Genomic DNA, 18,171 nt, shown 5'->3' on the forward strand with positions numbered 1-18,171 from the left:
TGAGGCCTGAGCGGCAATCAGCGCCTGGAGGAACCTGTTTCAACAGGCCTCTGATCGGCGGCTTGTGCGTCGCTGGTGTGGCCAGCCGCTATATCGTGCTGCGCACCGAGCCTGCGCAGTGGCTTGTCTCGACCCGTCGGGCTTCCGCCGCTGACGACTTCGCACCTAACGGTGCTGCGCCCTGTCGGTTGCCGCTTTCCCGGGGCGATTTTGTATCTCCGTGCAAATCTGATCCGGGTGTCGGTGGTTCGATTCCGCCCCAGGCCACCAACATTACTTTCGCGGTTGTCCGCGTAAGTCCAAAAGCCCTAAGTAAATCAACTACTTAGGGCTTTTTTCATTGCGCTTGCTTCCGCATCTGTCCGGGTGCTTCCGAGGCATTGTGCAGTAACTGTTCCAGTAACCGCGCCTCCAGACCAAGAGGCGATTAGAAGTTACTGCAGCGCGACAAATCCAACATCCAACGTTTTCCCTCATGCCGTCAAGTGAACCTCGGCCGTCAGTTCACGCTGAAGCCTGCCCGTTGAGGATTCAGATCTCTTGGGCTGCCAGTCAGGCTTTTCCGTCTACCTGTCAGATGTAGTTCCATAGTCAGCTTGAAACTGCAAGCAGCCGCCCACGGTCGAGGTTCTGAACGACAGCTGTTGCATATAGCGGTGACTGGACACTTCAAGCGGAGGCCAAGCAACTGCACCGGCTGAACGAAGATCAAAGCGAGTCAGCGCAACTAGCGCATCAGGTCCGGCAACTCGTAGAGCAACTTGAGTGCCTCGGGCCATCCCGCATCGGAAAAGATGTTCAGCACTCCAATCAAGGCAATTCGCCTCGCAGGGTTCTCGAACAAGTCACGGTGATCCGCAAGATAACGTCTGACGATTCGCACTACGACATCAAGCCCGAGGCTCTCAAAGTGATAACCCTCGCGCGCCGCCGGCCCAACGAGCAGCGCGGCGATCTGATCGAAGACTGCAGCCGGATCGCCATCCGCAATGAACTCGTAGAGTTCGACCAGATGGTGAGTAGCGGCGGGGTCGCCCGACTGACCGATCGCGACAAGGATCGTCTGATACTCAAGGAGGAAGCTGCGTTTACTGGCTGGCGAATCAAGCGCGACCTCCCTCTGGTCATTGCTGGCCTTGAACGCCCCCGCCCCGAAATACAGCTGGTTGACGCAGTGTTCAAGAAGGCGCACAGCCGATCTGTATTCGCGCTCGCTGGCGGCCCGCTCCTGCGACCCTTCTGCAGAAGCGTTGTAGGTCGAAAACGCGGTCGGCATGGCGTTCGCAGCTGCCGCCACCGCAAGTCCCAGCACCTCGCGCGCCCTGTTCTGGATCGCGCTGTCGTCATCCGTGGCGTCTTCTTTGTACTTCAAGAAGAGCGCCTCGCGCAGCGTTGATACCGCGGACCAGAGTAGGTCGCTGGCGCTACCGACATGGTGCAACCACGTCCGAAGATGAGCAAGACAGGCCGCTCTACCCTGACCCACGTAGAGGCCGGTCGCCATCGCTCCCAGCGCCTGCTCAAGCTCACGTTCCTTGTTGGAGTCGCTGCCGCCTTCGAGCGGAAAGCGCTGAATCACCGTCGCAAGCAAGGGCTCCGCTCTTGCTGCGTCGGCAGTAGCCACACGTCTAAGCGGGCCGTGAACAAAGTGGCCCATGGCACACCGATCTGCCTCCTGCTGTGCCACCTTTGTCATCAACGCCCACATGCGTTCGCGGTCCACCTCCCACAGGCGATCGAGTGAAGCAGACACCTGATGCCGGACCGTCGCTTCAACATCATCAAGCATCGCTTCGAGACGAACGAAAAGAGTGGCATCGGAAGTCGCGAAGCGCCGCGCAAGGTCCATGAAGCTGGAAGCCACGTATACGCGAACATCCCAGTTGCCCCACGACATGGAGACCCGATCGGTGTTTGACCGCGGTTCGGGGTACACACTTCGAGCCAGCCGGTCCAGCAGGGCCACGAGCGCAGCGAGCGTAGGATGCGCGTTCGCTGGGTCGTAGTTCTCTTCCCCTGCAATACGTTCCAGCGCGTTGCTTATGTTTCCCCAGGCAGCGTGCAGGGTTGCTTCATGTGCGGGCACAGTCAGGCCGTCGATCGCAGCGACGGTTGCGAGCACCTGGTCCCACAGGCGTGCCAGCAAATCTGCGCTCGCACTCTCGGAGGCCTGTTTCAACAAGTCATCCAAGGCTTGCCGTGCATCCAGCACTTGCCGGTCTGGTCCCTCCTCTACATCGGCCCCGCGCGACCGAATAATACTTTCAGTGATGTTGCCAGGCTCTCCCCATCCGGTTGTCACCGTCATGTAAGGACGATTGCCCCTGAGATCGCCATTTGCCTGCAACTGTGCCTTGAGATCGCGGAACGCGGGAGTCACGATCAGGTCGTCAGGAAGAACGGAAAGAAGGCGGGCAGCGCAGTAGCGCGTCCGTTCACCCTCGCCTTCATCGGTTGATCGAGCGCGATCAACCAGAACCGCCTCCAATGCAGTTCGCTGCTCCACCGACGCTGTCGCATAGGCGGAAGCAAGGTATGTTGCGCAGTCGCGCGCGATATCCACAATCCGTCCCATTTCGGGAACTGAGGCGATGGGCCAAAGCAGATCGTCGGCAATTCCGGGACGATCCGCGGCAATGCCCAGGATACGGGCCCAAACTGATGCTGAACCCAGATCCTCCTGATGAACAGCGACCACGGCCTGTCGGAACTCCTCCGGCTGGCATGCCCTGAGAAAGGCGACAAACATGGATAGCACTGCTCCGCCGCGTTGGTCCGAGTGGTCGTCACTCCCACGCCACTCTTTAAAGGAGAGCCCGTCCTCGGTGATACGAATCGATTGCGCACCGGACTGCACGACGTGCGGCGGACGGTCTGCGTAGCGAGATTCCGACGACATGCCGATAGTTGCCGCGTTCACTGCTCTCGTCGCCTCGGCAGGGAAGGCTCGCAGGAACGCGGGAAGTGCTTGCCGCAGATTCCAGCGACCGTGCTCGTAATCCTGGCGGCGGTTCGAGCGCAGCGGCATGATGCGACTTACCGCTCCACCCATCCAGCTATCACCGTCGGATGGGGCCGGTCGTCCAAACAACGCCGCATAGACCGAAGTCACAAACGCGGGGTCATGCGGAACGATGTGCCTGACCCCCTCAGCCAGCCACGGCGCCTCATCGTGCGCATGCTCCGAGAAGCGAGGTTCGTCGAGAGTCTGCTGGAGTAGACGCCTAGAGGCTGCAGAGTCGCTGCCAAATGACTTGGCGACGAAGCGTATGGCGTTGCCTGAGAAGCCAGCCACTCGCGGATCACCTGACCAGGTCAAGGTGAGCAGACCGCGGGCCGCTCGACCGAAGCTCGCCAGAAAGTCAGCATTGGCGAAGTTCGCCTTCTCGAACAACGAGAGCAAGATGATGCGCACACCATCCGCATACTCGCGCTGCTGCATATCGGCCGCCGCAGCCGCCACGTTCGCCCAAGCGGTAGCCACGGAGTCGGAGATTGTCCCTCGCTCCGCCAGACCCAGTGCTGCGAACCGAGCGAGCTTCGACAGCACCGGACCCATCCGGCCTGCCTGACCTGCCTGCGCGAGCATTGAGCAAAGAGATGCCACGTCATCAGACCCCTCTACGCGCTCAGTTGTGGAGCGCAGGGCGGCACTCGACACCACAGGATCAAGGCCAGCCGTCGCCACCAAGTCGGTAGTCAGGCCCCAACTGAGCGGACGACCGACAGAGTCGTCCTTCCATATCCGCTCAATGACAAACCGCAGCGACGGCCCGAGCAACAGGCCGAGACCTTCAGGTCCGGACATCTGGGTGACGAGTTGTGAGGTGTCATTCCAGTCGAGAAAGTAGCGCCCCGCAGCGTGGTCGAAAAGAACATGGTGCGCAAACCCAACGCGGTCGCCACTGGCAACCAGCACGCCTGCAGCCAGCACACCATCGAGGGCAGGGTGTGCCACATCCATCTTCCGAAGGATCAGACGACGACGCTCGACCATGACCTCAACAGCTCTGGCAACTGATGCCTGCAACTCGGTGGTAGGCAGCCGTTCATCCTCATACCGATCGATCAGATCCGACTGCGTCGTCACTGTCGCGATACTTGCTGCGGTCGTGCCGCCGTCAAGGAGTTCGGCGGCAAGCGACAGGTTGAAGACGTTACGCAGCAAGTTCCGAACCGATGTCGGTGCGGTAGCTAGAAGTTCGTCGATACGTGCTTCTCTGCGGCCCACCTCTGTAGCTTCGTCATCCGTCAGTGCACGTATCAAGAAGTGCCTCACGTCAGCCGCCGAACTTTCAATGTGTGCAGCGTCGGGCGGCATCCCTGCCATCGCCCGTCGGAAGCGCCTTCCGTTCTTCAGGTCGAAGGTGCGAATCGAAGCAACCACAGACCATCGATCTCCAAACCTCGTCTGCGCGGCCTCTATCAGGTTGGCGAACACTGCCTCTGAATACCCTCCCCGCGATGCGTCGAGCGCATCGATGACCAGCACGCCCCGACTTCGGCCCGGCCAGGCTGCGAGAACGTCGATCAGAGGATGTTGAAGGTTCAGTGCAACTCGCAGTGCATCATCCGTTGCAACGCCGGCCAGATCATCCACGGAGATGAAGATCGTCGCCAGGTTGGCTGCAAGCCGCTCCTGCACAAACGCGGTAAGCACACCCGTCTTCCCTGCACCTGGCTCCCCGACCACTAGAAAGCTGCCCGCTTCTGCTGCAGCCTTGAGGGCTGGCATGCACACACGTTCGATCGGCACCCCGCCGGCGATCGGAAGCGCCGCATGACGGTGTAGCCGCGCAATCTCCGACCGGGTCTTCCCGCGAAGCGCGGCAATGTCGTCGTCGTACTGCGCCGATCTCGTGTCTTCGTGGCCAGCAGCCCTTAGGAGTCGAAGTAGGCCATCGCGATCTGTCGGGGCGGCGCTGCGAATGAGATCTCTGACGATAGTCAGCAAACTTGTGAGCGGCGCCGCTCCAAGCTCCTCGGCGCCAAAGAGCCGAGAGCCAAGAATGTTGGAAGCCTCACGCCAATCGGCCTCACCTCGCGCGACGGCAAAGCGCTCTATGTGAAAGAGGCGGGCCAACCGGGCCAACTCCGGTTTTGTGGGAGGCGGCAAGCTCATGGCCGTGCGGCCCCTCGTCACATGCCCCTGCAGGATGCCCATCGCGTCCCGCTGGGCTTGACCTATTCGGGCGAAAACTGCCGGCCAGTTGTCCCCAGTTGCGAACATCCTGCAGACTTCGTCCAGCCCGTTGAGCGTAGCTGGCGCGTCCGGAGCCACAGCCATTACTGCGGCCGACCGCTGTAGATCAACAGCCGGGGTCAGAGTCGGCGCCTCGGCGACGAACTGAACGGTTTGCACAATCGTCTCGCCAAGGTCAGAGGCGTCAGACGCCGACAGGCTCGGACGCGTCTTGCACTGAACGGCGATCCTGCCGCCGTTTGACAGTGTCACAACGATGTCATCGAGGCCCACGCCTGTTTCAAGCTGCAGCGAGACCGGATAGGCCGTCACGTCCAGGCCGAAGCGGCTACCCACGGGCATTCTGGCCAACAAGTGAGCGGCGAACCACAGCCCGACACCCGCCTGAAAGGCCATCCCGGCTTCCGTTGCGCGCCCACCTGCCGGCAATGTGACTGTTGGCATCTCCGAGGTCCTCTCCTGTTGGTAGGTTTCTGATTTTGACAACGGCCGCGGAGTGCACGACAAGGAATACCTGCGGTGACCAGCAGCTCATTAGCTTAAGCGACTGCGCTCTTCCATACGCATCAGAGTCAGCTAGCCGTCATAAAGCTGTCGTTGGCCGAGGCGTGGCGAGGGGCGGCTGCCGCTGTGTAGCCGCTCTTCGGGGATGCCCGCTTCAGACTGTGGAAGCGGTCGTTCGCTGTGAGCAACTCGACTGAGGTTTGTGCTCCTCTGCTGCAGTCCCCGAGTGAAAGGCGAACTCAGGCATTTAAGAGCATGGTGGAGGTCAAAATTCGGTCCCCGCAACGAATCCCGCAGACCCGCTTCGTAGCAAGAGCCGCTCCGCGGGCTTTGTCGTTTCTGGTGCCTTGTGAAGAAGGTTGTGCTATCACAGTCGTGCGCGGAGTTTCAACCTACGACCTGTGGGAAGGCATTGGGGCACCGTGATCGCGAAGACAATCGTTGTAACTCAGCTTGATCTCACGCGGCATGTCAACAAATCCGGGTTCGAATAAGAAGTCCCCTATAGGGGTTTATGCGACGCCCCCGGCCGAAGGAGAGCGACGGGCGCTTCGAGGGTATGTCGGCCAGTATGAGAAAGCTGGAGCAGCAATCTACGCCGCGCTTGAACGCGATCAGCTGCGGTGGGTCGGCGTGGCTGACCGCAGTGCAGGTATCGCCGACGACCTGGTGCTTGGATTCGAAGGGTTGGTGATCGGCCATCAGTTCAAGACTTCCAAGTTTCCAGGTACTTTCACGGTCGAGACGATATTTACTGGGGCAGACGGCCTGCTGAAGCCGCTGATCCATGCTTGGCAGAGTTTGAGCAAGGACAACCCTGATGCTCGCGTCGAGATCCGACTGGTCGTGAACGACATTCCTTCAGTCAACGACAAGCATGGAGACACAACACCTCCCCACAGCGCGGCGTTCCTGGATGATTTTGAACGTTTCCCCGATCGCTCATTGCAGGACTGGCGGCTCGCCGGTTGGAGCCGCCTGGTGGATCTACTGCAGCGCGCATCGGGCTTGAATGAAGCCGAGTTCGAACAGTTCCTGCACAGCCTGCGTGTAGTACATGGTGCAGCGGCGGACTTCGTTCAGTCTCACAAGCTCAGTCCCGAACACGCTCGACTGGCTTCGGAGATTGCCAGGACACTACCGAAGCTGGTCACTGACGCCAGAGACAAAGACAGGTGGTCACGAGACGAACTCCTGCAGGAGCTCGGGTGGCGAGATCCGGCCAAGACGTTGCACATCCATAGGTTTCCAGTGGGAGCCTACGTGCAGCGCAATCGTGACACTGAGATTTCCTTGCTCCAGGCGTTGCGCGCCGTCGACCAAGGCTACCTTTCGCTCATAGGTCCGCCCGGCTCGGGCAAGTCAACCCTGCTACAGGTAGCACTGGCCACAGAGCCAAACATCCGCTTGGTACGCTACCTAGCCTACGTGCCGGGTGCCGCGCAGGGCGTGGGGCGGGGCGAGGCTGACAGTTTCTTGGAAGACGTCGACACGCAACTGCGCAACGGCGGACTGCTCGGCCTGCGTCTACGCGACAACTCGCTGCATGAGCGCCGGGAGCAGTTTGGCGCCCTCCTAAAGCAAGCTGGCGAGCGCTACAAGCGCGACGGAATACGCACCATCATCGTCGTCGACGGACTCGACCACGTACCGCGGGAAGAGCGGCCAACTCACTCATTGCTGGGCGAGTTGCCGCTCCCTGCCGCCATCCCCACTGGCATCACGGTCGTGCTTGGCACCCAGCGCCTGGATCTCGCACACCTGAAGCCAGCAGTCAAAGAGCAGGCGGAGAAAGTTGACCGGCTTGTGCGGATGCGCCCACTGGGGAGAGAGGCGGTTGCGCGCATGGCCGATGCACTTGGCCTTGACCTCGCGATTTCCCGTCGGGAGGTGAGCAGCCTCAGCCAAGGACATCCGCTGGCGACGCGGTACCTTATTCAGGCTCTGCTACACGCTGATGATGCGGGCCGCAAGCATCTGCTCGCCGGTGGCATGGCGTTTGACGGGGATATCGAGTCCGTCTACACGTCTGCCTGGCGCGAGATCGCCGGCGACAGCGATGCCATGAACGTGCTTGGGTTTATCTCCAGAGCCGAAGCACCTATGTCGCTGCAAATGCTTGCCACGGTAGTACCGGAGCTTGCAATTGAGCGGGCGCTGGTGGTCGCACGCCATCTTCTACGTGAAACACCGCAAGGATGGAGCGTGTTTCACAACAGTTTTCGGCTGTTTGTGATCGCTCAGCCGCGGACGCGGCTCGGTAGCATCGATGCAGACTACTCCCAACGCGTCTACCGCGACCTCGCACAGCTGGCCAAGAGTGCGCCGCCGGAGTCCTCGCAACGATGGCTTGAACTGCGCTATCGCGCTCGCGCGGGTGACCGCAACGACGTGTTGGCGCTGGCAACGCCTGAGCATTTCCGGCTACAGCTGGCAGCAGGTCGCTCGATATCCGACATCCAGGCTGATATTCACCTGGCATTGTTTGCTGCTCGCTCTACGCTTGATGCAACTGTCCTCACACGGCTCCTGCTGTGCCGTGATGAAGTGGGCCGGCGCGAGACTGCGCTGGAGTATGCCGATCGGCTGCCGCTCGCAATGTTGGCTGTTGGCGAGCTCGACGCTGCCGTGTCGTTTGTGCATGATTTTCCAAGTAGAGGCTATGAAGTTGTAGATGCCCTGATAGAGCGCGGCGATTTCGACCGGGCTAAGGAACTGTTCGAGATGCTCGAGCCGCTATCACAACTGCACACGTCGAAGTTCCAGCATCACGGTGACCAACACAACATCAACGAGTTCGAGAGGTGGGCACAGCGTGCCTTTCATTTCCGGGATTTTGAGCAGATCCAGCAGTCGATTGATCACCTGGCCGCCGAGGGCATAAGGCAGACGCCGGGGGGGGACTCCGAAAAGACGATCGCCGTAGTAAAACGTCGCCTTCGGCGAGAGGCAGCAGAAGCCATGCTTCGGCTTGATGGGGCAGGCCCTGAGGAACTCTGCGACAAGCTGGGGGTCGCCGCTGAAGATAGGCCAACTGTGATGATTCACGCCGGGCTTGCCGCAAGTGAACGCGGCGACTCTGCGCAGGCACTTGCTTTGTTCGATGTGGCCTCTCAGCTTCCCGAGTTCGACAGAGTTCCCAACGGCCTGCGACGCTCCATGGCACTTGTTGCAGTGACATCGGGCCGCTACGACCTTGCCTCGGCCATATTCGCGAAGTTGGTTGCACCAATGGTTTCAATGGGCGACGACGACACGGATCTCTCGGGACTGATTGACTTAGTAGGTGCTGTGATGCAGCACGCGAGGTTATGCACCTTGCTTGGAAAGCCATTGCCGGATACCACATCTTCTAAGCACCCATCCTGGCAGCCCCTCCAGAAGCACGCCTCCAAAGTCGGCGTGCTTCTTGCGCGCGTTGCGAAAGATTCTTCGTCTGTGTCCGCTGACGGCGTCCAGATACTGGCCCGCAACGCAATGGGGCACCTGTTACGACTTAGCCCCAAAGAGGGCGAAGATTTTTATCGCATCCAACAAGCTGTGAAGGCCGTGCCGGTGGTCGCTCGCGCCCTTCTCAAGGTCGCGGCCAAATGTGGCGAATCGAAGTACCGTGCTGTCCTTAGAGAGATAGATGATGCGATTGACACATCGACTCTGACCGGCACTTGGTACATCCGGCGGAGGTTGGCTGTCGCGGTGTATCGGATCGACGGAGACCGCTTCTCCGCAGTGGCCCGACTCGAAGCCCTCGCGGGAGAGCTTCAGGAGGACACCCCGAGTGCTCAGCTTGATGGGCTGGCTGATCTGGCCATGTCCTTCGTTGCGGTCGGAGATGTCGAACGCGCAAAGCTTGTACTGGCCACAGTGCCCGAACAATGCCTCGGATACGCGTTGCCCCCGAAGAAGGATCCGCAGTACGCCATCTGGCGAGACATCATGGTTCTTGCGAACGGCGTCGACCCAGCGCAACGAGCCCAACGAGTCTCACTTCTGATGCGTCAAGTCGCAGGCATGACTGAGACGGAGGGCTCATATGCAGCGCATCGCTTAACGATGTCGCTCATCGATGAAGCGATGCAGGTCGGTCCTCGCTTCGGATTTGACGTATCGAGGTCTCTTGCAGATTGGGGTCTGATCTCATGGCCCAACCGTGTTGACTTGTTGATGACCGGGATGGTTCGGCGACGTCCGGAGATTTTCATGGCCTGCGCTGCGATCTGGTGTGGACTGTGCTTGCCGTTCTACATGGAGCCACGTTACCGCGACCCGGATCACGTTGGTGACTTTATTGACGTCGCCGCCGACGCAGCAGGTCCGGCTCAAATTGCCCAGCTCGCGCAGATGCTGCTGGACGCGATTGAAGTGGCCAGCCGAGCGCACGAGCGGCTCGCGCTTCTTCGACGCCTTCTCATCGCCGCTGCCAGGCATGGGATGAAGTCAGCCAAACTGGAGGCCGCTGTGGAACGCTGGTCGTCAGAAGCACCAGAGCCCCGCCATTCGTATACGCCAAGCAAGTATGCCTCCGAGGCGACGCTTGAAGAGCTTGAGCGCGCTTTCGAGGCGGACGGCGACGAGCTGAATTACAACGCTCCATACCGCTTTGCTGAGCTAGCCGAGTCTGCGCCTCTCTATCTCGTCCAGCGGATGTATGAGCGTTGGGACAGCCTGCAGGCCGATGCTCGCTGCCGATTTATGGTGGTAAAGCGGCTTGCCGAGGCCGGTGACGTTGAATATGCGAGAAAACTGGTGCTCGGCTACGAGAAAAGCAAGGATCCCTGGAGCTCGTGGAGCCAGTGGATGGGCGGCGGCAAGTTCCGCTATTTCGAAGCGCGACGGCTGCTCGACGGCGAGAGCATGCATCCTGCCGCATTTGAGAATCTTGTGGATTCGATAACCGCTGGCCAGGAGAATACTCAGTCGTTACTCACTGAGCTTGATTCGATCTTGCCGGTGATCAGTGCGGCGCCGGACTGGCCGGCCATCTGGTCGCTATTGGCAGAGCAGATGGCTTGCACACGCGAGTTCCAGCTCGGCAGTTCGTTCGAGCCGGCCGAAGAGCTGCTAAATGACGAGGAGATCCTGGCGGAATTGCTGCACTTTGCCTTGCGGCTGCCAGTCACTGAGGTTCAACGACAAGCACGAAACTGCGCTCTGAAGCTGGCTGTGCAAGCGGCCCATGGTGAAGCGGCATTTGAACGAGTCATCCGACGTCTCTTGGGTGGCGACCTGGATGCGCCGCTGCAAGCACTTCAGGCCTTGCTGGTGGGGAAGCTCGACTGTTTCGCGCTTCTACTAGGCCCCATCGTCGCCGCACTCGTGAGCCACAGGGATTTCGCAGTGGCAGAGGCTGCTGGGCTGCTGGCCAATAGATGGGGCATTGCCGTCTCGGCGGAGGCGCAACCGCTGCCGCTTTTTTACAAGCTCGAGCTGAATGGCCCACTTGAGGTAGACCGCGCTCTGATGGACGAGAGAACGGGCGCCATGCGCGTGGAGTCGGAGCTCGGATGGACGCAGATGGTGCGTCCCACAGCACAGGCGCTTGCGAAGGCGGCAGACGTTGACGAGCTGACGATCCGCCGGCGGGCTGCCATGTTCATCCACGAATGGGGTGGCCTCGATGCGTTCGGGCCACAGGCGGTCGCGCGCCTTGAAGGTCAGTTGCGTGCCATTGACATGAAGGTCGAGTATCTGAAGCCCCATGCGCTGATAGGCGTGATAGCGCTTCGCCACGTGGCAGGAGAGCTTGGTCAAGCAGGCCTTCTGAAACCCCGCGACATGTCGGTGCTCCTGGAACGGTTGAATGCGCCAACTCCAGCTCAACCCCTATCGCTTCCGCAGGTGCGCCCCTGGGGTGTGCACCGGCCACTCATCGCGCGGGACGCTGGCTGGACGGAAGGCGAGAGGAAGTGGGCAGAAGGCGTCGAGAATGACGTTGCTGCTTGGACAGATCAGCGCGACGAGCATGTCGTAGCAGAGGTTTCACGATTCAAAATTTACAAGCCGCGGCAAGCAGAACTTCTACTTCACCGTATTCGTGCCCCGGGAGCTTCCATCGATCACGGGAAGTTTGATAACTGTTATCTGCAGTTGCCTGCCGCTGTTTGGATTGGGGAAGTTGTGCCGCTCGACAACGAGCTGGCATTGACGCTCATCAGGAGGCTAGTCTGTTCAATCGACTTTGGACTCGACTCGGCGACCCATCCCATCGTGCTTTGCCCGAACTGGTTGCGCAAACTCCAGTGGCGTGTGCATGCAGATGCTCATGGCATCTATATCGACGCCAGCGGAGCCGTGATGGCAAGGATTGTCTGGTGGCGCGACGCAGGACCAGTGGATATAGACGACGATTCGATTTGGGGCGAAGGGTGCCATGTGGCGTTGACGAAAGAGGGCCTAGCCCAGTTCACAGCTATTCAGGGCAAGACTGTTATCAACGTTTTCGCCAGCCGAGAAGTTCAGAAGCCGCGCGAGTACGGCGAGAGATTCTTCGGGATGGCCACGAACAGCTACTCGATTTGAGCTGCCAAAATGCCTCTATCGCGCAGTCGATGCTGACGATTCGGCTCATCGCTGGAATGGTCGCGGAGGATCGCCACGCTCTTAAGCAGCGCTCTGCACGCCACAACTTGATCCTCCGATATTGCTGCAGCCCGTTGTGTCCGCGCTTGATACCGGATGCGGTCATCGAGCGCCCCGCGCAACCGGCAATCTTTGAAACGACTTCCTATGATTAGTCTTCCCTTTGAGCTTCTCGAGCCACGGTCTTGAGCAGACTGCCGTGCGCGAATGCCGCATGCACCTTAAATCTGCAATGTTGGACCGAGCAGCGAGAGCCGGAGCGACGCGCGGCCAAGGCTTCACCAGAGTACGCTTGTAGTGGCCTATTGAACATGCGGACTGGATGGATCGTTGGGGCAGGAGACGGTGAGCAGCTCGAACTAGTCGTTGCAGGTCAAGCACTCGCGTGCTGTACATCCTGCTTGGTATGACCCGTCCGCGAAATTGAGTTCTCCGCATTTCATGCCTTCTAGCAGGCTGTTGAATTTCGGCCCTCGACGCCGATGCGGATACTCGTGACGTGGTTCGTGAGGATGTTTTCCGGCTGTTTGGCTGCGTCGTTGCTCGCTCGGGGCGACTCCATCGCGTCTTGAGCGACGGTACTGCGCCTTATCGCGTCGTCGTTTGCGGCATCGAACTGAAGATCCGAGCCATTCGCACGATGTGGCTCGCAGTCATCGTCAACTTGAACTGCTGGTCCACACGCTGGAGCCCACGGTAGACCGTCTGGCGAATCCTTCCTACCGTCTTGCCCCAGCCGAAGTGCTCTTCAATGCGCTTGCGCTTGGTCTGGCTCACTGCGTAGCCGGGGTGTCGAGTCGTCCTCGCATCGATCGCGCTGCCACCCCAGCGCGTCGCGTGACTGGCCACGTGCGGCGTGACGCGCCGCTCGCGACACGCCCGCACGAAGTCGCGCGTGTCATACGCCTTGTCCGCAGCGATCGTTCTGGGATGTCTGCCCGGCAGCGTGTCCAGCATGGCCAACGCCGCGGCACGCTCGCCGTAGCCGTCTGCGTGCGTGACCACCGCGCCCACCACCAAGCCCGTTCGATGTTCCATGAGCACATGGCCCTGGTACGCAAGGATGGCAGCCGTGTTCTGACTCTTCCTGAAGAGTCGGGCATCGGGGTCTGTGGTGCTCGCATGAGTGGCGTTGCTCCGCGGCTTGCCATGCCAATCGGCCTGCGCGTTGCGCCCGCCACCGTCGCTGGGGCCGTCATCGCCCCCGCCCTTGGGCGTGAAGCTCTTGTGGCTGGCCCAGGCCTGGATGAGCGTGCCGTCCACCGAGAAGTGATCGCGACTGAGCAGGTTGCGTTTGTCGGCCAGGGCCATCACCTCGGTGAAGAAGCTCTCCACCACGGCATGTTCGAGAAGGCGGTCGCGGTTCTTGGAAAAGCTCGAGTGATCCCAGACCTCATCGTCGATGGCCAGTCCGATGAACCAGCGATACAGCAGGTTGTAGCGAATCTGCTCGACCAACTGACGCTCACTGCGTACCGAGAAGAACACCTGGATGAGCATGGCCCGCAACAGCTTCTCAGGAGCGATCGATGCGCGGCCCGTGTCCGCGTAGATGAGATTGAACAAGCCATTGAGCCGCCCCAGTGCTTCATTGACCAAGCCTCGGATCGGCCGCAGCGGGTGATCTGCGGGCACGAAGTCCTCCAGCTTGGCTACCGTGAACAACGCCTCTTGCATTCCGTCCGATCCACGCATCGTCTTCACTCCATGATGAGCATGAACACGGTATCCACAACGATGACCCCGTAGGCCCCGTTTACGCAGGGGAGAAATTCAACAGCCTGCTAGGTCCTTCTCGACGCCCGGGCAGGGCGTGGTGAGGGGCTATCAATTTTTGATGCTGAAGCGTGAAAATCTCAGTTCGGGAAGGGGATCCGATGCCGCGGCTTTAAGCCAGTGATCGATGATCTCAGCATTGGTCACGCAAGACACGCTTCGCCTAAGCGCGTCGGCAAGTTGCACGCAAACGAAGCGGTGTGTCGGAACGCCATCGTCGACGACATCATGGGCTCGGGCAGCAGAACCGTAATGCAGCTCTTCTGCGAAAAGTTCCAGTGCCGCTCGGCACGCGTGCCAATGCCGTTCGGCAAGCAGCGAAGGTCGGGTTAGCGCCACATTCGCGAGCAATTGCATCGACCGCAGAGTACCTGGCAATCTGCGGGCCATGGCCGCTGCAGCTAAGGCATCAAAGATTACTTCAACCTGCGCTGCATAGAACATGTCCGCTGACTCGATAAGGGATTGGACAACAGCGCCCGAAATGTGGATTTGCATCTCGTTGTTGCCAAGAAAAGCATGCGCGATCTCGTGCAGCTGGTGATTGGCCTCCACGAGGTCATTGGCTTCTAAACTTCGCTGCAGTGACAAGCGTTTCAGTGGGCGCCCCGCGTCTACAAATGCATCCACAAGAGCACGGATGCCTACTTCAACGCCACTTGTCGGGAATCCGCGGTCGCTCCGGAGCAGGCACATTCCTTCCCACAAAATTTGGTCAACTAGGTCGAGGCGTGAATCCAAGTCGTCACCGATCTCAGGCAGTCGTGGAATCACTTGAAGGATTGCTGCCCCCTCTTCGCGCCACCAAGCTGCGATTGTTTTGGTCACGGCACCGTAGTCGTCAGCGGTCAAGCTCTTGCATTCCATCGCGTCGACCACGGCTTCAAGAAAATGGTCGTCCGATTCGCCACGCCATCCTTTGCCGAAGGAGCCGCCAGCATCGACCCGAAACTTCGCGATAGGGCGCTCGCGCAACCATTCGGCAAAAGCTTTTCTGATGTCCACTCCACTTGGCGGCGCTGGCCAGCGAAACGCTGCACTCGGACGCAGTACCTGAGATGTGGGCCATGCTGTTTTGCCATTCCACAGCACAGCCGACCCACGCTGTTGATCTTCAGGGGTCAGCATGCCGAGCGCCTTAAGGGCGCTGAAAGCAGCCCAATTGAATGAGGTTTGCTCTTTTTCAAGCGCCTGCGCCGCGGCGATTACAACCGGTCGCCAATCGGCTAGCTCAGTCGTCGTGGGCGCAGGCGGAGCCGGTTCGAAGAGAAGTTCGGTGAGATGAAACCAGCCGTGCGGCCTTCTTGACACCTGCGGCGGCGTCGAGACTGATGCTGCTGCTTTGATGAGATTGCGTACCAGTGTGGAAGGCAGGGCTTCGGCGCAGCGCTTAAGCGCTGTTGCAAGATGTGGCCAGTTCGCGCTGTCTTGCACTAGACCCGCATTCTGGTGGAATCGAACGATTCGCTCGCCTAACTCCAGAGCGACTGCGGGATTCTCTATCCTCACAACGAGACGAGAAAATACCTCTAGCTCGAACGCCACTGCAACGCGATTGTCGGGATGCTCCGCGTTCCGTGAGACGCAATCTTCGACCTCCGCCAAAAGACGAAGACAGATCTCTGTGGCTTCCTCGCTCGAGAAGAGTGCAACCTGGAACCGAGAGAGCCAGCCGGTTCGGTGCGGAGGCATCGTCGGATCCTTGGGCTTAAGTGCGTCGAGCGACACCGTTCGCATCAAGATGCCATGAACCCGCGCCCTAGAATCGTTGTACTGAATCCACCACGCGGCTTGGAGATAGGACCAAGAGTGAAATTGCACCCCAGGCATTCGCGGCAGAAGCCCGGTGCGCTCTGCCAACTCCAAGAATTCGGACGCAGCAGTCATTTTGGCCCGGAACTCGCTCGTAAGGCCGAATCGCCGAACGGGGGCGGTGCGCCCGATGTCAAAGGTCCTGAACCGATGGTCGCGCTCGAACGATGCCATCGCTTCGGCACCCAACGCAGACTCCACCTGTTCTAGTTCCCGCTGAGGGGAATAGCCTCGTGCGGCGAGCGTCTGCAGCCGCTCGCTCAAGTCCTCAATTGCAATTTCTTCAGACTTGAGTTCTGCGGGCAACCACACATTGCGGCCTTGCTGCAAACGATCAGTGATCAAGCAAGCCCATGCTTCCTGAGACACAAGCAACGGATCTTTGGGTTTGATTTTCTGGCTTTCTCGTACCTGCTGGATCGCCGCATTGCAGGCCCCGATTGCGCCATCGATGTCACCGACTTCCGCGGTCAGCACGGCATGGCGGACCAACATGTACGGATCAGCAGACCTTACCTTCCAAGCCGTCAGTGCATCTCGCGCCTTTTGCCGCTGCGCGCGCTGGAGCAGGAGATGGACTCTTTCATTGCTGATCACGTCGCTGGCAAAAGCGTCGTTGGCATTGCCGAGCAAGCGCGAAACGAGGTCAAACTTGTCATCTCGCAGCCCTTGGCGTGCCCACCGCAGCAGTGACAATGCAAGTGACTGCCACTGCTGCTTAGCGTCCGAGAGCGACGCGACTCCGAAGCGATGCAATTGCAGACGAAGCTCGTCCTCGCTGCCGTCAATCTGCAATGTCGGTGTCGAAGGAAGCAGGGAAAGCGCGCACTCTGCGACTTCATCGTCCAGCGGAGCCAACAGCACTTCGCGTTGCCATGCGTACAACGCGAATAGTGCCATGCGCAGCGTGGGCGATTCGCGTTCGAGCCTTTCCCGTAGCCACTGCTCGTGTAGCAGTTCGACGAAGCGGCTCGTGCTTAGCCTAAATCTCTGCCGCACGGACCGGGGCGCCAGCAGCCAGCCTGGATAGCCGCGGCGCAACGCTGCAAGTTGCTCGCAGTCGTCGAGCCAGAGTGCGTACTGCTGGTCCTTCGTTTCGCTGCCTGTTCTCGCAGACGACGCCCGATGGATGGCACCCCATTCCAGCGCTGGTCGCTCCAATGGTTCGGCGAGTGCGTTGAGTAGCTTCCGGTATCGACCTGCATAGTCACGAGGGTCCCCGCTGTCCGCCTCAGGCAACACCACCGGCGTCACTCCACGAGCTTCTAGCAGTCGTCGTTGGCCAAAGGCCGGTGGCCTGTCAAGGAACAGATAGACGGGCAGCGAAGCGCCATCTAGCATGTCCCGAACCCACCCAAGCCAATGGAGGAAGTTGGGGTCGTCACCCGAAAACCCGACGAGGCAGAAGACGTTCTCTAACAACGATTGGCGAACCAAATTGACGAAGGGCGCGAACCTCTCCGGATATGTGCGGTAGTGCTCCTCCGTAAAAATGAAGGGGCGCTGGGACGGGAAAGAACCGTGCAGCTTGACGATCCGGCGAGTGCCAAGCACCTTTGACAACGGGATGTCTTCGCGACTACAAACAGTAAAGTGGGCCCGCTCGAACATCTTCTCGGCCGCTCGCTCCAGCAAGGTGTCGTAGTTGGTCGTAAAAATCTCTGACCATTCGAGTCGAAGCAGATCGTCGTGCAAGGGCCCGGGGCGAACACGTTCATCTGGCACCATCTCTTTGAGAAAATCTTCGAGTGCTGGCTCTGAGAAAACGCGTGCAAACTGCTCGCCGAGCTGTGTCACTGTGCCAATTGAGAACGCGCTTGGGTCGGCCGTTGGGTCAAGGCGTCGAACAAGCTCTGCGCTCAGTTGCGGCCATGTGCTCAATCGCTCTCCGCCCTCGGCGTTACGGCTGAACCCGGCACCCACCATTACTGCAGCGTTTCTTCGCGCCAATGCTCGACGGATCGCTGTGAGATGAACGGCACTTTCTCGATCAGTTTGCGGCAGCATTTCACCTAAGATTTTTGTTTGGTAAGCCGGGCAGCACCGTAGGACGCATGTTGGTGGCCGCTTGAATAGCGCACCTGCTATCGACACGCGCCGCATATCCTCCTTGATTGTGTATCAAACGCAAACATTCGACGAGCACGACATCCATCACTGAACAAATGCTATCGGTGCACATCCGCCTATCACAAATGCGAAAGCGGTTTCAGGTTGGCCGCAGACATTGACGGGCGAGATCGGGATGTCCGCGAGATTCTTCAATAGCCATTCGCGAGTCGAGGAGCATTGGACTG

4 protein-coding genes are annotated in these 18,171 nt (G+C 59.7%); 1 reads left to right on the forward strand and 3 read right to left on the reverse strand.

Going from position 1 to position 18,171, the window contains the following annotated elements; translation table 11 throughout:
* Positions 1-727 precede the first annotated feature (727 nt).
* Positions 728-5,647, reverse strand: coding sequence for an NACHT domain-containing protein (locus BM133_RS33595; protein ID WP_143100301.1), 4,920 nt, complete (start codon positions 5,645-5,647; stop codon positions 728-730).
* Positions 5,648-6,175: 528 nt separating this feature from the next.
* On the opposite strand from BM133_RS33595, the gene BM133_RS33600 reads away from it, so the two are divergent.
* On the forward strand, positions 6,176-12,226 hold the full coding sequence (locus BM133_RS33600; RefSeq protein ID WP_093443769.1) for an ATP-binding protein: 6,051 nt from the start codon (positions 6,176-6,178) through the stop codon (positions 12,224-12,226).
* Between the two features lie 648 nt (positions 12,227-12,874).
* Here the strand turns inward: BM133_RS33600 and BM133_RS33605 are convergent.
* Complete coding sequence (locus BM133_RS33605) at positions 12,875-13,981, reverse strand: IS5 family transposase (RefSeq protein WP_093443771.1); 1,107 nt, start codon at positions 13,979-13,981, stop codon at positions 12,875-12,877.
* Between the two features lie 132 nt (positions 13,982-14,113).
* Positions 14,114-17,755, reverse strand: coding sequence for an SIR2 family NAD-dependent protein deacylase (locus tag BM133_RS33610; protein ID WP_177225033.1), 3,642 nt, complete (start codon positions 17,753-17,755; stop codon positions 14,114-14,116).
* Positions 17,756-18,171 lie beyond the last annotated feature (416 nt).

It is taken from the genome of Variovorax sp. 770b2, assembly GCF_900115685.1.
Classification (GTDB): domain Bacteria; phylum Pseudomonadota; class Gammaproteobacteria; order Burkholderiales; family Burkholderiaceae_C; genus Variovorax.